We start from the raw sequence: 25,112 nt of genomic DNA, 5'->3' as shown, positions 1-25,112 counted from the left end.
ATGGAAAGTTGGGGGTGTTGCATGCATAGATTGCCTTTGGTGGTGCTCGGCCTGTTGCTCACGGCCGGAGCGGCATCCGCTGAGGACGGGCGTTCGAATATCTGGAAGCGGATCAACGCCTGGACCGTGGGGTCGGATCCTTCCCTGGGAGGTTCGTGCTACGCGGCGACGAGCTACGATGCCGGCGCTATCCTCCGCATCGGCTTTTACCCGAGGGGATCGGCGAACCTGGCGTTTCTTTCGATAGGCAACGCCGACTGGAAATCGATCGAGCCGCAGCGGGAGTACGACGTCGCCTTGCAGCTCGACCGTAGTCGCCAGTGGCCGGCGACCGCCTTCGGCGTCGACCTCACCGGCGCCAAGGCTCTTGTCGTCAACTTCTCCAACACCGACTTCTTCACCGAATTTGTGCGCAAGAACACGCTGGCGCTGGCGTTTGAGGGACGCGTTATCGCGAGCCTCAGTCTGCGTGATTCGATGAAGGCCGTCAGTGAGATGTTCAAATGCCAGGAGGCGGTGAGCGCCTTGATCCCGAACGGTGGGCAGGGGGTGGCGGCCGATCCCTTTGCGGGTGCCGGCGGCAATGCGCCAAACAACGACCCCTTTGCCGGCGGCGGCCAGACCAAGTCGTCGAAAGATCCTTTCGCCATGTAACCTGTCATAGGGCGCCTCTCTCGATGCAGAGAGGTGAATATTCCTAAAATTTTGCACCGGATCAGGCTGCGCACCCTCGACAGCAGGGGGAGGACCTATCAAAATGCGCGCAAACGGGGGTTTTGCATGCGTAGATTGCTGGTCGGCTTGGTAAGCTGTCTGATCGCCGCGGGATCGGCCGCGGCTGAAGAGTCTGAAATCATCAAGTGGAAGGACGTCGACGGCTGGACCGTTGCATCCGACACCTCGATGGAGGGCTCATGTTTCATCTCGTCGATATTCGAGGGCGGGGTCACCTTGCGCCTGGGGTTCTATCCCAAGGGCTCCGACTCGCCGCTCTATATGAGCTTCGCCAGCGACGACTGGAAGTCGCTCGAGGTTGGCAAGGACTACGACCTGACATTCCGTTTCGACAAGAACGATCCGTGGAGCGCCTCGGCGACCGCCGCTGGGGATGCGAGCGGAAAATTCCTCTTCGTGAACGTCACCGACGCCGAGTTCCTGACGGGCTTCGTACGCAGGCGGGCCTTGGCCATCGCCTTTGAAGATCGCGTCATCGCGAATCTGAGCCTGCGCGGCACAGGCCCCGCGGCGGAGGAGTTGATGAAGTGCCAGCGGGCTGTCGACGAGATCATTGCCGATGAGGGACGCAAGTCCAAGGAGAAGAAGGCCGACCCGTTCAATGCGCCTAGCGAGAAGCGCTCGGCGCGCGATCCCTTTAGTCTCTGAACAGGTGGCCGCAAGCGCGCGCCCGTGTTTGCCGTGCACCATGTGAGATGGCAAGCGCCTGAGACGCAAGGCGTGATTCTAAGCGAGCACGACGCGCCTCCCGCATGCCCGCGGGTTTGTTCGCCGTTCAGGCTGCAGGAAGGCTGGAAGTGGGTTGGTGGTGCACCGCACCGAGAGATACGAACTTCCCTGCGGATTACCAATCAGCCGCACAATGCGAGCTTCGACCAGGCAGAGTTCCGGTCGTTTTGGTGGAGCCGAAGGGAGTCGAACCCTCGACCTCCGCAGTGCGATTGCGGCGCTCTCCCAACTGAGCTACGGCCCCGTATCGACCAGTCAACACGACACCCGCCGAGCCTGTCAACATCTTCCGCGTGGTAGAGAACCGACACCCGGCCGACGCACGGCGTCCTCGCCTCCGAGCCCACGCCTGTGCGGAGCTTCAGAACCGTTTCTTCAGGAAATAGCGCGCAATCGCTCCTTGTCCGCCTTCGAGTTCACCAAAGACTTCGAAGCCCAGCTTCTCGTAGAAAGGCCGGGCCTGGAATTCGAACGTGTCGAGCCAGAGGCCGACATAGCCGCGATCCCGCGCGATCTTCTCCGCTTCCTCGATCAGACGCCGGCCGAGGCCTTGGCCGCGGTACTCATCGGGAATGGCGAGGTAGCGGATGAACGCCCAACCGTAACCATCCGTCGCATAGAGCCCGCCGGTTGCTGCCTTCGTCTCGGGGTCGCGAAGCACGACCGCAAAACCGGGCAGATCGGCCATGCCGCTATGGGCGTCGTTATAGGCGTCCAGCGGCGCCACGATGCCGCGCAGGTCCTCTCTGTTCGGGTCTTCGAGGATGATGTCGATGATCGGCGCGGCCATGATGGGATCCGGCTGGGGTGAAGCAAGCACGGGCCACGGGCGGCCCCTGAGTCAAGTTGAACGATATTCATGTTTCGTTCTGAATGGCAAGCGCGGTCCGAAGACCGTTTCAGGTCGACTTGCGGCCGGGACGGCGGCCTGTCGCCTCGATCTTGCATAGGCGCTTGACACAATCCTGAGGCGAGCGCCTTCTATTGTTGACCGATGTAAGAGATCTGGGGGGGCATATCCGATGGTCGACCCTGCGTTCGATGACTATGTCAGTGTGGATTCTACGAAGCTCTGGCGCGACTCCAGCGGCGGTAAACACTCTGGATTTCTCCTGTGGGGCGATGGCGTGTTTCGTCGTGGCCAAGAGGAGAACGGCCGGGTCAAGGTGACGGCCAGGGGAAAGAACCGCGAAGGCTGGATAGACGAGCAGGCGCTGGGCGGAAAATCGCTTCTGGAAGTGTATTTCATCGATGTCGGACAGGGGGACGGGGTGTTGGTCAAGACACCGGATTTCCGGCACCTCATGATCGACGGTGGTCATTCCCGCACGAGCCAGAATACCGGAAAGTCGGCCGCCGACTTCGTGGACTGGAAATTCACGCAGGACTACGGGCTGGAGAACATTTCTCTCGACGCGATGATCGCTTCGCACAACGACCTGGACCACTATGGCGGGCTGTCGGATGTGCTCGATGCCGGTCAGACCAGCGAACTTGACGCGAAGTCGACGTCGATCGAGAACTTCTACCACGCGGGCATTTCCTGGTGGAGGAAGGACGGGGAGCGGACGCTCGGCACGACGCGATCCGTCGATGGCAAACAATTTCAGACGCAGCTTCTCGAAGATCGCGAGAGCGCGGTGAACGCGATCGGCGGGGGTGCGGATCCTCCGTTGCAGGGCGAGTGGGGCAAATTCATCGAAAAGGTCGTGTCGGCGAAGCGTTCGGACGGCTCTCCCACGCCGATCACACGCCTCAGCCACATGACGGGATATCTGCCGAGCTTTGAGCCCGCAGCCGGCAATGCGTCGATGAAACTTCTTGGCCCTGCCGAATTCACGATTGACGGAAAACCCGCCCTTGCGGACTTCGGCGCCGACTCCAAGACCACCAATGGCAACAGCGTGGTCTTGCGCATCGACTACGGCCGGTCGCGCATCCTCCTGACCGGCGATCTGAACAAGGTCAGCCAGCAGCTACTTATGGAGATTCACTCGGGGCACCGCATGGAGTTCCAATGCGACGTCGCCAAGGCGTGCCACCACGGCAGTGAAGACGTCTCCTATGCGTTCCTGCAAGCCATGACCCCGGCGGCGACTGTCATCTGCTCTGGCGACGGGGAGGGACATGACCACCCCAAACCCAGGATTGTCGCGGCATCCGGCGTGACGGGATATCGAACCGTCGAGCGGGATGAAATCCTGACGCCGCTCGTCTACTCGACCGAACTCGCGCGCTCGGTCTCGATTGGAAAGCCGACGTCCCTTGCCATCAAGAGTGAGGCCATCGCCGGAGCATCCGAAGACGTGGAGATCGATGCGGCGCGGCTTCAACAGGTCACCGTGCATTTTACGGAAACGAAGCCCGGCGCGCTCAACCCGGAGAGGAAGCAGAAGCCAATGTCCCGCGTGCCCGTCGTTGCGGGGCTCATTTACGGGCTCGTCAACATCCGCACCGACGGCGAGACGATCTTGTGCGCCACGATGAACGAAGGCGACGGATCCTGGGCGGTCAAGAAATTCAGATCGCGATTTTGACGTTGGCTGCGTCGGCACCCGCGGATTGGTGAACTCGACCGACGACGCCCGTCGAGCGGCGTCTGCGGTTGATCTCTTTTTGTTCCACCTGGCAGTTTCAAGCGTCGAAACGCCTGAAACTCACTCACTCACTAACTGTAGGATGACACGAACTTTGCCACACGTTAACCAATAAAACCCTTTAGATTCATTTGCGTAAGAGACATCAAGGTTGTCATAGTTTTGCAGGCCAGTGTCACCAGCAAGATTGATTTAGCCGCCCGCGTCGACGACAAGCAGAAGGGGCGTGGGGTTGCCTCCAGGACACCCTTACGGCGAAACCGTGATCGGCGAGCTCCTGCGCCCGGGAGGGGGTGCTTGCCGATAGCCAGGGACTACTTTGCGGGCGCGGCTGAGGGAGACAACCACCGAATTCCTTAAAATCCTTCGTGGGGGGTGTCGGGGTTCCTTCAGACAAGTCGGGAAACCGGCTAAGATGTAGTGGAAATCCAGAGCAGATGAGATCTCCGCGATAGCGGACTGTCGGAAGTGGGAGACTGGAGTGCCGCACGGTAAGAAGAATGATGCGGGCAAAGGCCGCGACTTTGATCCTATCGGGGAAACGGGGGAGAACAAAGAAACGTTTGGCGAAGCGCTATCAAAGGCGGGCTTCGAGCCTGCGAAGGTCGGGCGCAAGATCGTGTCGCAGGGGAAGCGCAGTGCGGCTCTGAAGAAATGGGAATCCAAGAGCCCGGACAATTAGGACTTCATTGCGCTATCGTTCGCTCTCTCTATGCGATGGACACAAGTCGAGCCCAGCACCTTGAGCGACGTGAAAGCCTTCGCGCTGCAAAGGCCGCGCAAAGAGAGTGGTCCAGATGGTCGCTACGCTATAGCGTTCATCAGTGCTTCGATCTCTGATCGCCGATAGAAGTTTGGATGCTTGCTTGCCTTGGGTATCGAGGGTCGGATCCGCTTTGTATTTATAGCTGACTGCAATTCCCCGAACCTATCGCTGAACTCGAAAACCATCTCCGACAGGGAAATGTACTCTGCGCGGAATGCTTCGATATCAGAATGTCTCACATATTGCGTGGCCTGATTATATCGGTTCTTTCCGTTGTAGCATGGTAGATATCCTGACCCGCAAAGGCTTCGTGCCGCGTCCGAGCCAACGTTCAAGATTTCACCGACTTCATCCAGCGAGGGGTCCTCCGCCTCGTGAGGCTGGTCGAGCGCGAGGACCTCCTCGGGATCCACCAAAACAGCTTCAAGTCCGACCTTTCCGTCATCCCATCCGACGCGCTTCAATTTCTTATCGTGGACGAGTTTCAGAACGTCGCTGTCCCTGCATCGCGCTAGTTTGGCTGCAACGTTTATCGGCTTTAGGCCTTCCGCGACCGGAGACCCCACCGCTGGGTGAATACTCTCAAGGAAAGCCTCAAGAGCTCGTTTGGAAAACCTCTCGGAAAGCGTGACGCCGTTGCCCGGAACGATGACCGGATCGAAAAAGCCTGCGCGTCGGTATTTCGCAAATTTCGGATAGGTAATTCCCAGAACGCCAGCCGCCTTTTTGGCCAGCAAGCTGTCAGCCAGGATTTCAGCGACTTTGCGAGCTACATCCTTTGGGACCGCTCCGGATTTCGCCGACGCAGCGTCCAGCATCCCCAGCGCGACGGCCATCTTTCTTAGATGGCTGGGCCTGAGGCCAAACTGTGTGCGTAGCTCGGTCTCTGAGATATGGCTTGCCTTTTTCGAAGTTCCAAAAACGTTCGCTGTCTGGCTCAGAGGAAGAACCGCGAATGCGTAGTCGTGTATATCTCTCTTTATCTGGTCCCAAACAGGATCTCGCTGGTCCCAGAGGATCTTGTAGAATCGACCATATAGCTTGCCGCCGCCGAAGTCGGACTTGTTTAGTTCGAGGCGGCCGTGAAACACATCCAAAGCGTCCCGAAGACCATCGCGGCCTCTCGAAAGATACTGATAGCCCTTCTCGCCGGCATGCCACAATTGATCTTCATCGACCGCCGCCTGGTCGGTGTTGTTGCCATAGAGCAGGGCTATCCCAAGAACCTCGCAAAGGTACCCCGCGCGTTCCAGAGGCATTGAATCCAGTGTACCGCCATGCCGTCGGATGCCCTCGAGGCGATCGAGAGAGAAGCGTTCGAAGCCGGAGAGGGCGCGCGGCCGAACCTGTCCGAACCCAGGGCCGATGTCAGATGCCATCAGGCTGTCGATGAAGTCATGGCATCTGATGGCGTGTAGCGGCGATCGACCGAAATCGTTGAGCGCACAGTTGTGATGCGGGCAGGTTCTGACAAACTGCAACGACCATGATCGACGCATGTAGTGTCGGACACCCGGCATTCGATCCACGGCCCTGGCATCCTCTTCGAAGCAGCGCGGGCATATCCGAAGCTGCGTTCTTACATAGAACTTATTGTTGATCGCCTCGCCACCGACAATCCAGCTATCGCCTTTTTTGCCGATTGCAGCACGCTGGATGCTCTCGATCGGCAAATCTCCGATCTCTGCCAGCCTTTTGACAGCGAAGTCTGTAGCTTGGATCACATCCTGGAAGCGGATCCCCATATCGAGACAGAAGTCTGGAGCGGTCTTCACATTGGCAGCCGCAAGTCTCGAGCAATAGCTCGTCAGGCTTTCGTCATGGAACAGGGGAACACGATACATCGCTGCAGCCTCAGTTCGCCGTTTTCTTGGAAAGAGACCCGAAGACGCCATTTCTGTTGACCGGCCGATGGATCGTCCTCCAGTTGTCAGAGGCCATCACGTTGTTATTCGCCTCATAGTCACCGTTGACCAGGCGACGATAACCTTCCTCCCAGTGGTGGGCACAAACCACACTCTCGTCGTGTTCGAGGGCGTCCTCAATGGCGTGGTAGATTATCTTCATGACCATCCCGAACCGGAAGTGCGCGCCGAACATGAGCCTTTCGATGAAGTCTGCCGGCACATCGGGAGACATCCGAAGTCCTGCTCGCTTCTCCACGAGCTCCAGGATAATCGCCGCAATCATTTCTCCGTCGGCTTCGAGTGACAGGTCCAGCAGTCCAAAATCGTCGACACGACGCAGCATCTGATCCTTGGGATCCCTGAGGACGACTTCCTTGATCTCGGGAAGGCCGACGAGGACGATGAACACCGGCCATCGCGGGTTCTGCAGCATGTTCTTGATCGAATCTGCGACGTGCGCCGGACCCTTGGTCTTCGGTGCGTCAAGGACGTGCTGGAAATCATCGATGACGACAACCCTGGTACCACGACGTCTGAGATAGTTGCCCACGTCCCTGACGATGGCAGCTTCCTTCTTCTGACGCGTGATCGGATAACCCATCGCATCGAGCATCTGCTCCCCTAGATCGCTCATAGACGCCTTCGATGGAGCCTTCACGTAGAGCACCGGGTATAGGTAGTTATTATATCCGTCCGGGAGAGGTTGGAAGGATATTTCGTCCTTCAGGCGCTGTTCGATCAACGTCGACTTGCCCATTCCGGTCTCGGCGAAGATAGACACGGCGAAACCTTCCGGTTCCATGCCGGCTACGGCGCGTTTCATTCGAGCAAAAGGGATGTCGACCAATTTATCATTCCGGGTTGGAACGTAGGCGGACTTCACCCTCGTCATCGTGGCCATGATCCGCCGATGCTTGTCGTCTAGGCCTCTCGCCACTCCGGCCGCAACAAGCTGTACATTCACATCGCTTACGCCGGAAAACTCGGGCTTCTCACCCAGAATTGGTCCCTTGCTCATTCTTCTTCGCTGCTCCAGTCCGATTTGAATGCTGGCGGCCGACCTGCAATTCGCCCCTTCGGTTTTTCATCCTTAGGCGCTGCGGGGGCGCCTCGCATGAGATCCGAGATTGTTGCGGGAAGATATGGTTCCTCATTCTTCTTCCTTCGTGGCTTTTTCTCTTCAGCCGGAGCCGGCGTGACGCGGGGATGCGCCACACCTTCCTGCTCACGCAGGCGCGCGAAGCGGCCAGGATCGAACTCACCCTCCGGTGGGCTGAGAATGCTTGCGGGCTCCTCTGCAACCGAGACGTCCTTGTTAATGTCGTCGCTTTCGTCTTCGATCGAGGTGACTCCGTCATGCGGAAGGTTGTCCAACAGAAACATCTCGGGCTCGGGAGCGTAGTCGGGACGCGTCCGGCCACCCGCGACGTAGCCGTTGAAAACTTGGTCTTCGAGCCGATCGTAGTCGTCTTTGGTCACGACATGCGAGGCCACGTTATGCCTGTCTTCCGAGACTTTCGCGATCGCCATGACATCCTTGAAAGCCTTGGCGATGATCTTCGCATCCTCAATGTCGTGCTGCGAGTACGCCTCATCCAGACGGCGCTTCGTGGCGGCCCATTCGATCGCCGAAACACCTTCAAATCCGGGCACTGCGGCCTTGATCCAGAAGACACGATCATCGCCGGCCATTCGAAAGCCGATACTTTCAAGATTGTATGGATTGACGCGGATATGCACCTCGGCTTTCTCGTATTGTGCGATGATCGCCTGGAGACGGCCGTCCCAGTAGGGAACCCCTAAGCACACAATGCCCGAACGACTGATCGCCCGTGTTCCTGCCCGGAAGCCGAATATCATCCCCTCTTTGTCAGGATCCGCGAGAACGTCCACCGGTCGGTCCCTGGTCATCTGCGACCAAGCGTCAATCGGCTTCTGGTTGGCAAGGCCCCGGTGCTTTGTCAGGTGGTAGGCATCGACGATGAGCCGAACAAGGCACCGCGCAAGCTCCTCGAAGTCCATCGAGGCGTTCGCTTCGGAATCATATGCCCCGCGGGCAATTGGATTGGAAAACGTTTGCCCGGAAAAGAGGCGCAGCCAGCTCTTACCGGTCTTGAAAAAGCGTTCGATCCGGCCGCGTAGCCTCGGGGTACCTGTGGGCGGCATCAGATGGCTGCCGCAGAGCGCAACGACGCACTCATGAAACTCGTCGTCGAGATAGCCGGCGCCATGGTCAGTCGCCACCTCTTCCGGAATGCCGAACTGAATCCAGGATGCTTCGGCACCGGCGGCCTTGGCGAAATCATCCTTCGGCATGACAGCCATGTGGAGGGTCTCAACGGCGGACCTGCCTTTGGGATCGGAATCGAGAAGACGCAATGCGAGAATCGATCTCGTCGCGCAGTCGATTGCCATGGATCCCCAGAAGCGTTGCTTCTTGATGCGCTCCTGGACCGCGGGAGCGATGACATTCCAGAGGCGCGTGCCTTTCAACAATGCAATGATGTCGAGCTTGTCCTCGTCCATCTCAATGCGTTCGAGGGGGCGAAACTTTCGGTTCGCGGTCTTTGACAGCTCGTATTTGTCGCGCGTCGCCTCTGCGCCATTGTGACCTAGATCGATCAGCATTCTCTTTTGTTCTGCAACACGCCGATAGAAGGTACGGATGTCAGGCAGATCAAGCGGATTCGCACTATCCTCGTTGTCCTTCACCATAAGCTTCCAATGAAGGGCGATGTCGGCCTTCTTGGCGGTAGCCAGTTTTCTTGCCTCGGAATCGAGGTACTGGTTTACTGGCTCGGGAAGACGTCGCCGAGGGGGATCGGCGTCGCTCGGGTCGCCGCCGTACATCAAGCAAAACGGGCTGCGATTGCCTTGCTCGAACCTCCGGACTAGCCTCAGGAAATGGCCCGGACTCCCGAAATGATGCGTCTCGACCTGAACCTTTTTCTGTCCAGCGCGAGGTTCTGGAAGTTGCGCCTCGTAGGACGAAGAATAGTCCTCGTAAAACTCCAGGACGCTTTCCTCCGTTTTGGAACGCAGACCGGCCTCCCACTCCTCGAGGAACTTGGTGAGCATCCTGGCCCGGTACATGATGTGCTTTGGGACGATGTCCGGATCGAGCGACTGTTTCTGACGACTGACGGCTTCCTCTTCTGAATAGTAGTTGCGCCTAATCACCATGGCGCGTCGGCGGATGAACTTCGCGATCTCGGAATTCTTCAGATAGTCGACGGCACCAGCGCCGCCTATCTCCGTAAAGATGAATCCAAGCCCGTTCTTGGATGGGTGCACGCGGAAGGCCGCACCATTCATCTCGACACGGTCCACGATCCGGAGCCGCGCAGTCGTAAAGCTCCCCGTCGACGCCATCAGCTCGGCCTCCGGGCGCGCACGAAGGAAACGGGCGTGAACGTCAACGACGCATTGCTGGAAACGTGATCTACCAAGCCATCCCCCATCAGGTTCCACAGCGCGATCATTCCGCTCCCCTGGCAACCGAACTCGTCAAGAAGCTCGAATGCGCGGACCGGCTTCGTCCTCGCGCGGAGTCGTTCAAGGAGACGGACGCAATCGGGGGAGTTCTTGAGGCGCCGGGCCGCGAGAATTTCACGCGCGCGGTAAATATCGGCTTTCGTCACCGTCTTCTCCGTCAGAATTTCGATGCGGTTGGCATGATATCTGAGCTCATGGTTACGGATATCTTCGACCGCTGCCTTCAGCTTGCCGCGTCTGTCCTTCTCCGAGGGCCGGACGCAGTAGAGAGCCACCCAGCCGTTCGTGAACTCGACCCGGAGGTCGGCATAGTGCTCGCGGATGACGCCATCCTCGTCGGTGTATTCGATAGGCCCGTACTGAGCTTCGACCGATCGGACGTTCGGCATCGCCCAGAAAACGCGTGCGCAATCGGCTTCGAACTGGCTTTCAAATACGAGGTACTGGTTGGAACCCGGCGCACACATCACGATGCGGCAGGAGGCGTTCGTCTTCAGCGTTACCTTACGGGCCGCGGGCGACGGTTCCATCTCATAGAAGAACGGAAGGCCAGCATATTCCTCGACCGATACCTCACGCTTGTGAACCTCGGCAGTTCCCTGACATGAGTCCGCCGCGATAACCCTCGTCGGGGTTGGCCACGTAAGTCTTGCGTTCATAGGCGCGCGCCCAGGGAAGGTATCCCTGTCGAGCGAAATAGAGTGCCTCAATCTGGTTCAGAACCTGGATCATGCTGTCTTCCTTTCATGATCAACGGTTTACAGGAACTCCGCCGCAGGATCGCGGCGGGTGTTCAGCGCAGGTCGTCCGGGAAACGCGGGGGGTTGAAGAGCATCAGGTCGATGAGATATCGAGGACGCTTGCGGCAGCGGACACGAGGTCGAACGTGCTGGCTTTTTTCAGCCGGCCGAAACGCCTGTAGCGGACGAAATCGCTGGGCAACGACCTGATGATGCGCCGGAACGTCGAGGACGAGGGCTTGCGGACCGGCAGCGCAGTTCGGGCATTGTCCTCATCGATCAGGGCGCACAGCATCCGGTACACCTGGACCATGGTCGGGCGTGCCGCATCGGCGTAAGAAAGGGCTGCGATGCTGAAGAGGTCAGCCTCGTCCTTTCTGAAGTAGCCGGAGCGGTGTTCCCGCGACCACTGACGGAGTTCAGGGAGGAAGGTTTCCGGGATGGGGTCGTTAAACAACAGGCGTGAGTCATCGATCTGCAGCATCGCGCAGCTCCTTTTGTCGAAGTCCAGAGGAGGAGACCAGCATCGGCACGGCCTGGTGGGTCTTGCCGAAAATGCTGGTTGACACGGATCAGGGCTCTATTCGACCCACGGAAGATTCTCAGCAGCCATGCTTATTGAGAACCCGACGGGTCAGCGAATGAGCCGACCGATCGACATCATTGTCGCGAAGCCGCGAGAGCGGACTGGGGAAGGGTATTCCTGGACTTGGACATGGATCTACTCGTTTCTCAGAAGTGTAGGGCTGAGAAAGGGCCGGGACCGCCTGGATCACCGGAGTCGGCACCGATGCCTTAGGCGGATTGTCGGCTCTTTCGGGCCAGATATGTCGGTGCGACTTGTTGCATGTCGTATACATCCTTGCATGGTGAACCAGTGCGGTTCACTGAGGGCGAAATGTGCACATAAAGATCTCGTCGTCAACAGGAAAGTATCAAGAGATACGTTCGACTGGAAATGAAGCTCCGGAACATTCTGCATCATCTCGAAATCGAACGGTAAATGAAATGTTAAGAGATATGGTTACGCTTCACGGCAACACTGTTCTTCACTGTTCAGTATAAAGCGTTACCCGATAGTGACGCGGCTATGAGAAATACCCCACCGCTTGTAGGTCATCGGAGGCTTCAGCTTCGAACGAACTTCTCCACTCGGTCGTCGGCTCGATGTGCCAGCGGCACGCATGCGGCTCATAAAGTCCGGGCAGAGGAAAATGGCGATGGATGAGCATGAAGTCGTGGACGTCACGGGTTGCGATGGGCATGCCGTGGTGAATCGCGATTGCGGCGAGCCCCGGATCGCATCCGAACCGCATCTTCGGCGGATCTCCGGTATCGATCCAGAACTTGCTGAGGGCGGGCACCAACGCCATGCGGGCTAGAAGGCGCCAGATATCGACCGTGACAGGAGGAATGAAGATGTCCGTCGCGAGCAGATCGTCCAGCCAGTCGAGGAGTGGCTGGGCGCGCTGTCCGTCGACAAGTTGCAGCTTCCGCACACCCCGCTCGAGTTCGAAGACGGTGAACGTCGGAACGGCGATCGAACCACGTGGCAATGACCGCAGGAAGCGCACGACGGTCTCCTCCGGGGCTTTCCCTCGTGCCGCACTCACGACGCTCGTGTCGAGCAGCATGTAACCTGTGTGCATCACTGTCTCCACCCAACCATGCATACATACGTGCACTGAGGGTCCCGGGACACGGTTAAAGAAGCCCTAACGCCAGCAATGGGATGGAATTGAAATGGAGACGGCGGAGGCGCGGCACATGATTGGAAGGATTCAATCCTCCCGAGATATCACACGGCTGCATTCGGGCTTCTGTGGAGATTCACCTGCTCGGCTAGCAACAGTACCCCATCCCCTATATATTCATATGTGATCAGGGTATGCGAGGTCGAATGTCGCGCACAAAAACCATCTCTCTCGGCGACGTCCTGAAGGACCCTTTAGCCTTCTTTGCAGCCGCAAAGTCCAAGGGTTCGCAGCAGGTCGATGACGAGGACGGTTCGTTTACGCTCATCTACCAGAAGAAAAACGGCAAGCCCGATGCCAGGGAATTCCTCGCAAGGGGTGCACGGCGGGACTGAGGTCGGGCCGCGCAACACAAGACCGTTGGCCGACTCCGAATTGAAGGGCGCCGGAATTCGATTTTTGACCGGTATTATAATACCGGTTGACTCCCGATAGATCGTTCCGTATTTGTTCCACTATGAAGCTGGATCATCGACAACCTGGACTGGACTGATGAAGCCGCCGCCACCGCGGCAGTCGTCACTCGTCTGTGGATCTTGTCATGCGTATCGAGTCTCCCCCTAGCGGCAGCCGTGAGGTGCCGCGTACTGCGACCATTTCCTTCCCACCCAAAGCCACTATCAGATGCTCCGGAACGCCATCATTCCGGTCACGAGATGCCCGCGACCTCGGTTGTCTGCTCGACGTCGATGATGCGGTGGAGAGATGGGAGTGCCTTCCGGTCGAGCTCCGCGTTGGAGACGTGACGTTAACGCCCGACTTCCGGGTGACATTCACCTGCGGACGAGAGTGCTTCATGGATGCCTCAGACCACGTGAACGGGGCCATCGAAGAGGCGGCATCCTCGGCCGGACTGACCTACGAGTTCATCACCCGCGAACAGCGGGAGCGGGGATGGAGGCTGCGCAACGCCCGCGACCTACTTCGATATGGGAACTATCGCTGCCCGCTTGGCGACCGGATCCGGGTGATGGCCGCACTCGACGAGGTCGGATCGTTCAGCATTGCGGAGGGGCTTGCGCTGTTCCGCGAGATCGCTCCGATGGCGGGCCTCGCCTCGCTCGCCCTTCAGAGGATCGTAAGTCTCGAGCTCGATGAGGCATTGATCGGGCCAGACACCTGCATTCGTCGCACAGCGCGCTGAAGGAGGCTGCCGTGAACAAGAGTTCGTTCTCCGAGCGCGCCGCGACGCTCGAAGTGGTCGCTTATTCGATCGCCGCCAGAACCGCCCTGCGCAAGGGCGGCGTGCTCGCCCGAAAAGACGCCGCGGTCGGTCTGGTGCTTTCGAATGCGGTCAATCACGAAGTTTATGCTGACGCCGTCAAATCCATTCTCAAAAGCGCAAACCTGAACGACGTCTACACCGTCGTTCGCGTGGAGGAGTCCTGGAAGGGGCAGCACAACTGGACAGACGCGATCGAGTTTCTCGGCGTGAAGCCCGCTGTCATCATCCTTATCCCGGAGGATGCAACGATCCCCCCAAGGCTGGTTGTTGGCCTCGACCGCATTGTAAACGTCGGCGAACTCCTCCCCACTCATCTGGCCGCGGCCATCAAATCCGCCCGAGGCATCCGCATCTCCAGCGCCGTTGCCAGGTCGCTGCTGGCGCACCCGCCCGAACTGATCTTTCAGTCGCTGCGTCCCGGCCGCTCGATCGAGGACGCCTTGTCCAGATTGAGCGCCCTCGCGGCACGGCGGAAGTCCGTCGTGGTTGATTGCGGGGTGGAGGATCTTCCCGGATTCGGTGCGGCACAGGACTGGGTGCTCGACCTTTCCCGCGATATTGCGGACTGGCGCAAGAGAAGCATCCCGTGGGAGGACGTGGACTGCGGCCTCTTGCTCAGCGGGCCGACCGGAACCGGCAAGACGATGTTCGCTTCCGCGGCGGCACGCACCTGCGGCATCAACTTTATGGCTGCATCCAGTGCCGAATGGCAGGCTGCGGGGCATCTTGGGGACTACCTGAAGGCGATGCGCAAGTCTTTCCGGGAGGCTGCGGACAAGGCGCCCACCATCTTGTTCCTCGATGAGTTCGACGCAGTCGGCGACCGCTCAAAGTTCCGGGGCGACAACGCGGGATACGGCGTCCAGGTGGTGAATGGGATCTTGGAGATGCTCGACGGATCGTCTCGGAGGGAGGGAGTTGTAGTCATCGCCGCAACGAACCACCCAGACAGCATCGACCCGGCATTGAAAAGACCGGGAAGGCTGGACCGGCATGTTGCCATTCAGCTCCCGGAATACGATGACCGCAAGAAGATCCTGTCCCTCCATCTGGGAACGGAACTGCCCGCCGACGCGCTGGCGGCCGCCGCACGAGCCACCGCTGGTTACTCCGGTGCATTGCTCGCCCAGCTTGCGAGGGACGCGCGCAAGATCGCGCGCCGCAATCGTCGGGAGGTCTTGCCGCAGGACATCCTCGAAGTATCGCCACCGTTGGTCAGCATCGATATTGAGACGAGAACTGCGACGGCGATACACGAAGCGGGTCACGCCATTGTCGGCGTCGAACTGGCCTACGCGACGGTGTCGGCGGTCGTGGTGCTCTCCGAAATGCCATCACGTTGCGATAGCCTCGGCCATGTCGAATGGCAGCGCTCGAGACCCATGCATCGATCCGAGCAGTCGTACCGCGACGAGATCGCGATGCTGATGGCAGGGATGGCTGCGGAGAGGGAGGTCATCGGCCAGACTTACAACGGCGTAGGCGGCGGAGTGGGATCCGATCTCCAGCGTGCGACGGACATCGCAACCGTCATGGTCGGATGCCTGGGGATGGGATCACTTCTCTACAACGATGCCTCCACGCCCGAAGAGCTTGCCGAGCTAAGAAAGTCCGACAGCCTGATTAGGCGGCGGGTCGAGCGCGTACTGGCGGCGGAGCTTGAACGGTCGATCGCGATCATCCGACGTCGGCGTTCTGACCTCGAAACCCTGACGGGCGCCGTTCTTGAGAAGCAGGTCGTTTCCGGGGATTTTGTAATGAAGCTGCTGCAGAGGGATGCAGGGTAGGGGCGGCGACACGCGTTTCCATTGAATTCGGTATCCGCGTCCGACATCCTGGATATCAGTTCACCGATTCCGTGCCTGCTCGACAGGAACTCGACGGAGAGGAAGCGCTTGTGCCCTACCTCAATCATTCTGCGCGCCTCGTCCGCGGCTGTATGGGTGCCTGAAGCGTGGGCGGCCTGGTTCCGTGAATCCAGCAACTGCTTGAGATAACGCCTCTGCTCGTTGTCGAATGGATCCCACTAGGTTTGGGGGTGGCCCAAACGGTGGAGTTCATCGAACATCTCCCGCAAACCTTCTTTCCCGTCGCGAACCAACAGAGTTTCGGGAAGAGGGAATGGGCTATAGGGCCTGCATTCCTCCAGTATTTTGAGCAGTGCCTTGTCGCCCGTTACCACGACGTCGGTGTCCAGGAAATAGGTGAACAATTGGGTATCCCCAGGTGAACCCGATGTCACAGTCCGGAAGCGTTGAGCAAACGAGTGGGCCCATCTCATCCATTGGCGGGGGACTTTGCCGACTTCAACGTCGTGCAGCCAGAACTTGGTCCAGCTTGGCGATCTTAAAAGACCTGTGTCGAGCTCGACAAAGGGCGCTATCCAATCACGATACGCATTCCCTGTCTGGGAAAGACCAAAAGTTAAACCGTCAAGGCTATCAAATTTCCATGCGTCTACTGGTTCCCCAGACCAGCCGGGCGTAGGCTCGTGAAACTCGCCAACAGTCTTGTTCATTGGCGGATTTCGCTTCCAGCCTACAGCGATCATTTCCTTGCGGGCTTCCTTTGCCTGCCGCCGCGAACCTTCAACCATTTCGACTTCCATCCGTGAAAGCCGGTGTGCCTCTCGGTCCGGCTCCTCTGCGACTCGCACCCAGAAGCCTCCTGTTCGCTTAGCCCAGTCCTTTCGCAGTCGCTCAAAGAATACGAGGTCGGGCGCACGGCGAACCCATTCTGGACGCTTCTCGCGGATCTCTCCGAGGATCTCCATGCTCTCCGAGTATGCTTCAGGCATGAGGCGAACCATTCGATGATGCGACATCAGCCCGATGATCCGGTTTCGAAGAGGAATGTCCTGCAGACGCAACGCCTCATAGACAACCGCGGGTGCAATCTGGATATGAAGGCCAGGAGACCGTGCCAAATCGAGGAAGGAACCCTGTTCGTTGCCATCAAAAACGTATCGCCAAATATTCGAGTCAATCAGCGCGCGTGTGCCTATGCAGTCCTTCGATATGCGATCTGCCGTTGACATGACCCGAAAAGGCTGCGGCAATGCGTCATTCATGTCTAATCTCCAAATGAAGGGCGAGATGCCGGGAAAGTGGCCTGGCAGATTTCGTTTTTTTCAGAATCCGGTCGCCGGTCATGCTCCGAAGCTGCGTATCCCTGTGGCCATCGCGCGGGTCCAAACTCGCAAGGAGGCTATCGCCGACTTACGACCTTACCTTGGAGCTCCATACCTGCTTTGAGGACGCTACTAACTCATCCTCCTGTTCGCCCACCACGACCATTTCATGCGCGTCCTGTTCGAGGACACCGCAACGAGCGAATTACCTGTTCAGCCAGAACCGCCACAGATTTCGCGAAGATCACCTAGCGATAAAGTCTCGCTTGCAGATGAAATCCCGTCTCAGTGCCGACCTGCACAGGGTGATGTTGCCAAAAGTCTCGGAGGACGTCTGCATGCGGGTGTGGACGCTTGCGTGCCGGATCTGAGCAAAACAGACTGACCGCAGGGGCAAGGGAGGATGCCATTCCGACGTGCCAATTGTCTTTCGCTCCATGATGCATGACCTGGAAGATGCTGCTCCTCGCCAACCTGTCCCCTGGACCGAAAAATCGGTTGAATTCACCCCACTCCCGTTTGGTTTTCAAGCTGCCATCTCCGGTGTACATTTGGGAAAAGCGCTTCGAATTCTTCTGCAAACCAACCAGATGTGATGCGAAGTATGGCCCGAGTTCCAATTCGGGATCAACGGGACCTGAATATAGGAACAGTGATATCCTGTTACGGGCTTTTGACCTGCTTCCGAATGTGGCGTCGTATATCGCTTCAAGCGCCGCGAGTGCCGTTTCTCGATTAGAATCGGTCTTTGCGTCGACGAGTTGCTGCGCGACCGGGGTCACTTTGGCGCTCAATGCCGCCGGCGGACCTGCTAGCCATTTCGAATCGTTGTAAGGCACGAATTCCCAGAACGCGGACCTGATCCGGCCGCCGGGACGAAGGAAACGAGCCCTGATTGCGCTCGAATAAACGATGGGGTCATCGAGGCCATCCGCTTGCGGTTTACCCTCATCGAAGGCGAGATTACCGTCCTCCGAGGAGGGGCCGGACGGAACTGGAGGTACCTCTGGCGGAGGCGGGAGGTCGTCAGGGCCGGTGATGGGGACGTAGATGATTTCACGGATCTCTCCGACAGCCGCCAGGAATGCGCCCGGATCCACGAAAAACCCCACCAAGGGGCTACTCGCAGGAATACCTTCTTCAATTAATGCGAGAAGTCGTTGCCAAAGCGGGACATATGGGAGCAGTAGCTTGTCGACTGGATACAAGGCAAGGAGTTTGACAAACCCGTTTATGTGGTCAGCGTCAAAGTGCGAAATAGATGCGAGACTTATTTCCCTGCTGGAAATGGACTCCTGCCGGTCCGCGAACTGCGCAAGCGCAACGTCCATCTGCGCGCTTCCGGAGTCGGTCCCACAGTCGAAAACCCAAGTGAGCGGCTTGCTGCGACCGCTTGTAATGGCCCCCGTCGAGAAAAGACCTTGACCGGCCGGCCACCAATCTAGGTGCAATAATCCTTTCACTCGACTGGCCAGGCCGGTGGCATGAAAGCCATTGGCTGTGAAATCATGACCCTCCGGATACGGGAGACTGGCCGCCCTCATGTAGGCGCGCGCCTCCTGCTCCGTAGCCGGCGTCAGTCCGGCGCCGCGCCATCCCTCGATTTCGGCAATTATGCGGTGGTTTAGATCGCGTCCCGGCCTTGTGAAGTAGGCCAATATGGACTGATTGGTGGGCCTTGGCCTGAAGAGGAGCATCCGCTTGATGAGGCGGATCTCCGCGAGGGACAGATAGCTGGCTGATACCATCAAAGGGAAACTTCATTGAAATGACCAAATGTTGTGATAACCGAGAGTTGTAAATAGGCGATTACTGGTATTGCGGAAAACTTCCCTAGGCGATCCACTGCCGCCAATGTTCACACCTTCCCCAGCGAGAAATGCGCAACGGTGATCTTGCGGGCGCGGTGTTGCTCGGAAGTCCGACCCTCTCTAGTTTGCCGAACAGGGCGAGGCACATTCGGAAGATTAGGTCAGGGGCTGGATTTGAAGGGCATTTTTGATACCAAACGTGACTCCGGATACGATGACGAGATTGCGTTCCGGTACCATTTCCCAAAGCAATACCGTGCGATCGCCGAATCCCTGGTAGGCGATCGGATCATCTACCGGGAACCTCAGCGGAACGGCGGACGCCGGGCATACGTTGCAACGGCAAAGGTCGTCCGCGTGAACGAGGATGCTTGCCGGCTTGGTTTCGCTTACGCTGTCATGGCGGATTACAGGGAGTTCGATGAGCCTGTGCCCTTCGTCCGAGACCGGCGTTACTGGGAAACCGCACTGCGTTCGATTCCGGACCCCACTCAAGTAGGCGCTTTCCTTCAGGGTAAATCGATCCGGACAATCCCCGATAGCGATTTCGCCGCCATCGCGCGAGCAGGGCTTTCCGAGACGTTGATGCCTGAAAATGCTCTCCGGCTGGAACTCGATCCCAAGCATGTCGATGATCAGACACAGGAGCTGCTCGAGCTGCCGCTTGAGGAGCAGGAACGCCGAATCGAGCAGATCCTGCTCAACCGCAAGATCCGCGAAGCCAGCTTCCGCCGAAAGGTCTGCGACGCCTACGACAACCGTTGTGCGATCACAGGGTTGCGAATCGTCAATGGCGGCGGCAAGTCCGAGGCACAGGCGGCGCATATATGGTCGGTCGCCGAGGGCGGACCGGATGTCGTGCAGAACGGCATCGCGCTTTCGGCAACCGTACACTGGCTCTTCGACAGGCATCTGATCTCGTTGACGGACGATTACCGGATCCTTGTTTCACACAATAAGGTGCCATCGGAGCTGCGGACACTGTTTGCGAAGCAGATGGATCGGATACACCTGCCTGCGGATGAGGGGCTGTGGCCGCACCCGGCGTACGTGGCGCGGCATAGAGAGAAGTTCAGCGGGTTTGTGTAGGGCGCGATTCGACACCCCACTGAAGTCGGTTCTGGAATCGAGCATCCGCATCACAGACCGCCCGAGTGCTTCCACAGCAGATCATCTTCATGGGCGATCGAATTCACCCGGTTGGTGTGTCCCGTCCACGCAGCCTCACGGAGTAGCCGCGTCGCACGGAATCCGCTGCTTTAATTTCCGACCCGACGCAATTGGATTGCTCGCATGCTGTGCTTCGCAGGGGCAGGAGCGGATCCGCGCTGCAAGCTGCTGTCGCCATGACGGCCCTGAACGAAGGCTTCGCCAATTTCCGGATGACTGCATTTGATCAGGTCTCCTTCTTCAGTAGCTTTGCGGTCTGTTGTGAGCACATGTCGGATCCAGACCGAGCACGCTTGGCAACTCGCTTAGCCGAGAAAGCACACAACCCCTGCCTCGGGTCCATGCGCGCGCTCGGTCAATCTCCCACCCGAGGGGGCAGCGCCGACACCCATCATGGGTACGATGCCACGGCAAGATTTCGCTATGTCAGTTTGCAGTGCCATTAAGCGTCCTTAATCGAAGATCTTTGCGGATCTGCGTCCGGACAGTACTCCCGGAGCGAACTCTTTTGTGCAGAAACACGTATAAATTTAATCCGGTCACCTCAAATGCCATCGCAGAATGCAATTGGTCTTGATAGGGTACCGCAAGATTTTGGGGGAATCATGCAGACTGCTATCGATCTTTATTCCGGCTGCGGCGGAATGTCGGCTGGTGCGGCCATTGCAATCCCAGATCTGAAAGTGAAATGGGCGCTCGACATTGACAAGAACGCGACGGCGACCTTCAAGAAGGCCCATCCGGAAGCGCTAGTCGATTGCTGCGATGTCTCGCTGGTATCGGCGACCGACGTGATTGAGCGCGCGGAAATCGAGAAGATCGACTGGTTTTTCGCAGGGCCGACATGCCAGGCCGTCAGCACAATGGGCGTCTTCCACCTCGATGATCCGCGCAACGCGCTCTTCGTACATTTCATCCGCTTGCTGGACGGCTTTACGGCGGCTGGACGGCGTCCGCAGCGCGTTATCATGGAAAACGTTCCGGGCGTCGTTTACGGCAAGAACCTCGTCATTGTGAAGGAGCTGTTCACCCTCTTCGAGGATCGCGGCTACCACGTTTTCGCCGACGTCGTGAATATGGCCGACTACGGCCTTCCACAGCTCCGCAATAGGTTCTTCCTTATAGCATCGGTGGATCCGATTCCGTCCACCTTTCCGAAGCCGACGCATTCTGTCGATGGCAGACACGGCCTATCCGCCTACGTTACGGTTTCCGAAGCTATCTCTGACTTGGTAGCCCCGCCCAGCCGTGACGGGAAAGCTTCAACCAAGCTACCGTCTGCGCCAACTGCGTTTCAACGGTTCGTCGCGAATTCCGATGGTGAGGTTGCGAACCACTGGTGCAACATTCTCACCGACCTCAATCGAAAGCGGATCTCCAAGGTGCCTCAGGGCGGTTCTTGGAAAGACATCCCGCCGGAACTGCTGCCAGATCGTTTTCGCCGCGTCCGCCTGACCGACTACGCGACACTCTACGGTCGCCTGCACAAGGCTTCGCCCGCCTACACCATTTCTGCCGGCTTCGGGAACGTTACTTCTGGCTGCTTCACGCATCCGCTGCATGATAGACCTCTTTCGGTCAGAGAAGGTGCGCGTCTTCAGGGCTTCCAGGACAGCTTCGAATTCAACGGGCCGCGCGGGATGCAATACAAGCAGGTTGGCAACGCTGTCCCGCCCTTCTTCATGACCAAGCTCATTCCGCACCTGCTTCATGGCGCCGAAGGGGTGAAGGCGAGGATTACTAAAGACGCGCTGGCTCACGGCAAGAAGCTACCGAAGATGGTCAAGCGCTTCATGGGCAAGAAGAACGAGTCTGAGCGTGCCCGAGACGGCTACGGCGCCGGAACGTACTGGCCAGTGGGCTGGGGCGAACCGATTGCGGCCGACGCTGTCGCCGCCAATGGATATCGATTGAGCGAGACGCCACTGCGTTTTCGTCGCCGTGATGAATGGCGCGCCTCGCGCGACAAGTTCACCGACCAGGATCTCGTCGCCGTCTACGAGGAGCAGCAGCGCTGCGGGGTCGGTCCCGCGGAATTGGTTGCGCTGCCTTTGACGCGCGAAGGCGACGTGGACGCTATCGACCGGGCCATCGTGCAGCTTCTTGCCATCTTGGGCTCGAAGCCGGGACGGATGGAACTCGACATTCCGGTCCGGTACCTCCGTGCACGCCTAAAGCTTCTGCACGACCAGCTCTCCGAACGTCGTGTCTCCAACCTGCCTCCCCTGGCAATCCCAGAGGACGGAGCTGCCGTCTTGCTGGGAAGCGACAAGGAAACATTCCGCCTCGCGCGGCTGACCTTTGAAGAAACCGACATGTCGGCCGACGCGTCGCTCAAGGCACCGCATCTCGTCCTTCACCCCAAGCCGCCACGTCAGAAGGGCAGGGGCAAGGTTGCGAATGACCACCTGCGCTACCGATAGGAAGGGTGAGGCAGGCTTCGGTTCAAGTATGTCTTAGGGGGAGGGAAAGACAGATTGAGGAACTTCGAGGCGGAATGTATCGAAAGGTATTTTCTGGCTCCGGGCAGCACGGGGCCGATAGCCAGCGTCTATGTCGCCGACGACGATCTTCTCGATATCTTCGGGGTCGATGATCTGGAACAGGCCCGGAAGCGGCTCATCCAAACCCTTCCGCACATCGATATCCTCAAACAGCGCTTTTCCGGAGATGTGGTACCGCGGAAGGGAAATGCGCCGGACTATGTCAGGATCCTCGTGTTCCTCTGCTGGATCCAGACGACCAAGACAAGAAAGCCCGGAGATCGGGATTTCCGCGACGACCTTCTCGCAAAGCAGCTCAACGAGTACTTCACCGGGTTCCCGATGAACGGCCTCGATCTGATGTGGGAGCACCTGAAGGAGTTTCTCTGGCGGGAACACCGGATTGAACTTGTGCTGCCTGAGAACATTCCGAGCCACATTCGCCGGATCGGCCGTACGCTCCAGATGGCCTTTCCAACATGGCGTCACAAAGTGGAACTGCGAAAGGTAAGGGACCTCGTTCCTCCGGAAAGACTTCTCGACGCCCTTACCGTCGCCAACAAGATCCAGACATCGAAGATGCGCGGCGAGACGATGCAGTCGTTCGTGTACAATTTCGGAAAGTTCGATGACGCGCGGAAACGCGGCGTGCGCGAATACATGGAAACACCTTTCTGGCAGGCCTGGTACTCGATCGTGGCGGAACAGGCTGCGCTCGAGGACATCGAGGTGGCAGAGGGCGATTTCGGCGAGCACGAGCTCTTCCGGGTCTCGCCGCTTGGCGACCGGGTGGCGATCTCGAGCCCGGAGGAGGCGCTCAAGTTCATTCCCAAGCCTCTTGGGAAGCTCGTTCGGAACGGGATCGTGTTTCTCGAGAACCTCGGCTTCGGCAGATACCGGGCAGGAACATCGGCATCCAACATCCTCCTGATGAAGAGTTCGAAGCTCGCGGAATGCGACACCGACGCAATCCGCTCCGTTGCCGGACTGAACGCCGGATGGGTCGTGGCCAACTTCAAAAACCAGGTCGGAGGCGGAGTCCAGACGGTGGGCGCCCCGAGGGAATTCGGCTGGCGGGACGGCATAAGGGTTGGCGGTGCCTACCTTGGCCGCGCACCGCTGGCTCCTATGATCATAGGCCCGATACCGGCGGCCATCCGTGTCGAGAAGAACGGCAAGCCGATCAACATGGTTCCGCGCGATGACGGCCTGTCGTTCAAGGACGGGATCCACTCGGGAACGTTCGTCGCCCGCAGCCACCGGGAAAACCGCGAGATACTGCTTGTCCCGCGGGCGAACGAGGTCGGCGATCTCCGCCGCCTTTCCTTCGACTTCTCAAGGGAGATCTCGGAGGACGAGTTCCACCACGGCACGGTGCCATCGCTTGTTTCCACGGTCGAGGAGTGGAGCGGCGAGCGCGCCCCGCCCTGCGATGAACTGGTGACGATCGGCGAAGCCCTCTACGAGCGGACGGCACGGGGACTTTCGTTCTCCGAGGCCGTCGAGATCATTCAGAGAGGCATGCCCGGGGCCGACCGCCCCTCTGAATGGGATCTGCTTCGATCCTTCTCCGACGCTGGCTGGCTGGAGATGACACTGCTGCGCCATTTCCCCGTCCGCCGGATACTTCAGAACCCGCTGATGGCAGAGTGCGTCGGCCCGGATCTCGTCAGGATCAGCGGCCCGACTCCGATCGCGGTGCTCGAACGCCTTCACGCCGCAGCAGGAGCGGCCGGAGCCAAAGTCGAGGCATGGAACGGCCTGTCGACGTGGGCGCTGCCCCGATATGCCGTCAGGTGTCCGGACGAGCGCGTGCGCCGCGACTTCATCGAAAGGATGGCCATCGCTGAAAAGCCCACGCCGAAACTGGCGCTCGGCGATGTAGGCGATCCCGACGGAGTGCACGGCTACCAGGTGATCGGCAGGCTCGACGAGGAGCGCGGCTTCTTCTCAGTCCGTTACGACGACAAAGTTGCCGACGGTCTCTACAGGCTCGAAAGGAAGGAATCACGCAATCCCTTCCTCTACCGCTCGGTCGTCGATGGAAAGCCTGTGCAGACCTATGTCTCGCCGTCTGTGGCAATCCTCTCTCACCATCTGCGCAGTGGCGGCCCGATGTTCTTCCAGTCGGGCGGCATCCTGCGGGCACGGCGCTCACGCGTCCTCCTGCCGTCGAGCTGGGCGAGATGGGCATCCGACAGGGTGCTCTGCAATGCCGCTCCGGGTTTGTCCAAAGACGGGTGGCGGTACCAGTATGCCGTCGGAGCTTCCTCACTCTGGGCCATCTGTCGCCTCGTGCCTGTCACGGACAAAGAGGAAGACGAGGGGGAAGCGGAAGCGGAAGCGAAAGGGACGGAGTGGATCGACAGGTTTCTCGCATCGGCCTCCAACCGGGGCCGGGCGATCCATGACAGCAGATCACGGACAACGCGGATCGCACGCGTGATGGCCGAAAAGAGATAGAACATGTCAGTATCAGGCAAGACGGTTTATAGAGTGAAGCAGGTGCTCGCGCACGATGTCGCGATCATCGTTGAAGTCAGGAATGGAGAGACCCAAAGCGGCAAGCA

The 25,112-nt window shown here is 58.8% G+C and carries 21 protein-coding genes and 1 tRNA gene; 10 read left to right on the top strand and 12 right to left on the bottom strand.

Annotated elements, in window-relative coordinates; genetic code table 11:
• Positions 1–39 precede the first annotated feature (39 nt).
• Positions 40–654, top strand: coding sequence for a hypothetical protein (locus XB14_RS08925; protein WP_143348302.1), 615 nt, complete (start codon positions 40–42; stop codon positions 652–654).
• A 126-nt stretch (positions 655–780) separates the two neighbouring features.
• Positions 781–1,383, top strand: a complete 603-nt coding sequence (locus XB14_RS08920; RefSeq protein WP_077961252.1) for a hypothetical protein — start codon at positions 781–783, stop codon at positions 1,381–1,383.
• A gap of 249 nt (positions 1,384–1,632) precedes the next feature.
• Here the strand turns inward: XB14_RS08920 and XB14_RS08915 are convergent.
• Positions 1,633–1,708 (bottom strand) — tRNA-Ala (locus tag XB14_RS08915).
• A 117-nt stretch (positions 1,709–1,825) separates the two neighbouring features.
• Complete coding sequence (locus tag XB14_RS08910) at positions 1,826–2,254, bottom strand: GNAT family N-acetyltransferase (protein ID WP_077961251.1); 429 nt, start codon at positions 2,252–2,254, stop codon at positions 1,826–1,828.
• A gap of 232 nt (positions 2,255–2,486) precedes the next feature.
• Here XB14_RS08910 and XB14_RS08905 point away from each other — a divergent pair, with 232 nt between their 5' ends.
• Both XB14_RS08905 and XB14_RS08900 read left to right on the top strand, forming a co-directional pair.
• The gene (locus tag XB14_RS08905; RefSeq protein ID WP_077961250.1) at positions 2,487–4,001 is read left to right on the top strand and encodes a ComEC/Rec2 family competence protein; all 1,515 of its coding nucleotides are present in this window, start codon (positions 2,487–2,489) and stop codon (positions 3,999–4,001) included.
• 541 nt (positions 4,002–4,542) lie between these two features.
• Positions 4,543–4,743 carry a hypothetical protein gene (locus tag XB14_RS08900; RefSeq protein WP_077961249.1) on the top strand — a complete coding sequence of 67 codons (201 nt, stop codon included), beginning with the start codon at positions 4,543–4,545 and terminating at the stop codon, positions 4,741–4,743.
• 122 nt (positions 4,744–4,865) lie between these two features.
• Here the strand turns inward: XB14_RS08900 and XB14_RS08895 are convergent, their stop codons facing one another.
• The 7 genes from XB14_RS08895 to XB14_RS08870 form a co-directional block, all read right to left on the bottom strand.
• On the bottom strand, positions 4,866–6,671 hold the full coding sequence (locus XB14_RS08895) for a TniQ family protein (RefSeq protein ID WP_179119562.1): 1,806 nt from the start codon (positions 6,669–6,671) through the stop codon (positions 4,866–4,868).
• A gap of 10 nt (positions 6,672–6,681) precedes the next feature.
• Positions 6,682–7,752, bottom strand: a complete 1,071-nt coding sequence (locus XB14_RS08890) for a TniB family NTP-binding protein (protein ID WP_077961247.1) — start codon at positions 7,750–7,752, stop codon at positions 6,682–6,684.
• Complete coding sequence (locus XB14_RS08885; protein ID WP_077961246.1) at positions 7,749–10,106, bottom strand: hypothetical protein; 2,358 nt, start codon at positions 10,104–10,106, stop codon at positions 7,749–7,751. Before XB14_RS08885 ends, XB14_RS08890 begins: the two co-directional genes overlap by 4 nt.
• Positions 10,106–10,759 (bottom strand): hypothetical protein, encoded by a 654-nt coding sequence (locus tag XB14_RS08880; RefSeq protein WP_077961245.1) that lies wholly within the window; start codon positions 10,757–10,759, stop codon positions 10,106–10,108. Before XB14_RS08880 ends, XB14_RS08885 begins: the two co-directional genes overlap by 1 nt.
• 43 nt (positions 10,760–10,802) lie before the next feature.
• A complete protein-coding gene (locus XB14_RS33150) occupies positions 10,803–10,961 on the bottom strand; it encodes a hypothetical protein (RefSeq protein WP_179119561.1) in 159 nt (52 codons plus the stop codon).
• Between the two features lie 102 nt (positions 10,962–11,063).
• Positions 11,064–11,453, bottom strand: coding sequence for a hypothetical protein (locus tag XB14_RS08875; RefSeq protein WP_077961244.1), 390 nt, complete (start codon positions 11,451–11,453; stop codon positions 11,064–11,066).
• A 604-nt stretch (positions 11,454–12,057) separates the two neighbouring features.
• Positions 12,058–12,618: a type II toxin-antitoxin system VapC family toxin gene (locus XB14_RS08870; RefSeq protein WP_077961243.1), complete on the bottom strand. Its 561-nt coding sequence runs from the start codon at positions 12,616–12,618 to the stop codon at positions 12,058–12,060.
• 251 nt (positions 12,619–12,869) lie between these two features.
• Here XB14_RS08870 and XB14_RS08865 point away from each other — a divergent pair, with 251 nt between their 5' ends.
• The 3 genes from XB14_RS08865 (at position 12,870) to XB14_RS08855 (ending at position 15,735) form a co-directional block, all read left to right on the top strand.
• A complete protein-coding gene (locus XB14_RS08865) occupies positions 12,870–13,058 on the top strand; it encodes a hypothetical protein (RefSeq protein ID WP_077961242.1) in 189 nt (62 codons plus the stop codon).
• A gap of 461 nt (positions 13,059–13,519) precedes the next feature.
• Positions 13,520–13,867 (top strand): hypothetical protein, encoded by a 348-nt coding sequence (locus XB14_RS33535; protein WP_234804014.1) that lies wholly within the window; start codon positions 13,520–13,522, stop codon positions 13,865–13,867.
• Positions 13,868–13,878: 11 nt separating this feature from the next.
• On the top strand, positions 13,879–15,735 hold the full coding sequence (locus XB14_RS08855) for an AAA family ATPase (RefSeq protein ID WP_077961240.1): 1,857 nt from the start codon (positions 13,879–13,881) through the stop codon (positions 15,733–15,735).
• Between the two features lie 239 nt (positions 15,736–15,974).
• On the opposite strand, the gene XB14_RS08850 is transcribed toward XB14_RS08855, so the two are convergent.
• Together XB14_RS08850 and XB14_RS08845 are read right to left on the bottom strand one after the other, a co-directional pair.
• Positions 15,975–17,018 (bottom strand): hypothetical protein, encoded by a 1,044-nt coding sequence (locus tag XB14_RS08850; protein WP_077961239.1) that lies wholly within the window; start codon positions 17,016–17,018, stop codon positions 15,975–15,977.
• 308 nt (positions 17,019–17,326) lie between these two features.
• Entirely contained in the window at positions 17,327–18,826 is a 1,500-nt protein-coding gene (locus XB14_RS08845) for a hypothetical protein (protein ID WP_077961238.1), read from the bottom strand.
• A 237-nt stretch (positions 18,827–19,063) separates the two neighbouring features.
• On the opposite strand from XB14_RS08845, the gene XB14_RS08840 reads away from it, so the two are divergent.
• Both XB14_RS08840 and XB14_RS08835 read left to right on the top strand, forming a co-directional pair.
• On the top strand, positions 19,064–19,978 hold the full coding sequence (locus XB14_RS08840; RefSeq protein ID WP_077961237.1) for an HNH endonuclease: 915 nt from the start codon (positions 19,064–19,066) through the stop codon (positions 19,976–19,978).
• A 686-nt stretch (positions 19,979–20,664) separates the two neighbouring features.
• Entirely contained in the window at positions 20,665–22,482 is a 1,818-nt protein-coding gene (locus XB14_RS08835; protein WP_234804013.1) for a DNA cytosine methyltransferase, read from the top strand.
• A gap of 33 nt (positions 22,483–22,515) precedes the next feature.
• On the opposite strand, the gene XB14_RS33530 is transcribed toward XB14_RS08835, so the two are convergent.
• Complete coding sequence (locus tag XB14_RS33530) at positions 22,516–23,298, bottom strand: hypothetical protein (protein ID WP_234804012.1); 783 nt, start codon at positions 23,296–23,298, stop codon at positions 22,516–22,518.
• Here XB14_RS33530 and XB14_RS08830 point away from each other — a divergent pair.
• On the top strand, positions 23,272–25,005 hold the full coding sequence (locus XB14_RS08830; protein ID WP_234804011.1) for a hypothetical protein: 1,734 nt from the start codon (positions 23,272–23,274) through the stop codon (positions 25,003–25,005). The two genes, XB14_RS33530 and XB14_RS08830, sit on opposite strands and share 27 nt — an antisense overlap.
• The last annotated feature ends 107 nt before the right edge of the window (positions 25,006–25,112 follow it).

This window comes from Ensifer adhaerens, assembly GCF_002007205.1.
Taxonomy (GTDB): domain Bacteria; phylum Pseudomonadota; class Alphaproteobacteria; order Rhizobiales; family Rhizobiaceae; genus Ensifer; species Ensifer adhaerens_D.
The sequence above is the reverse complement of the archived record's forward strand: the minus strand, read 5'-3'. Positions and strand labels throughout refer to the sequence as shown.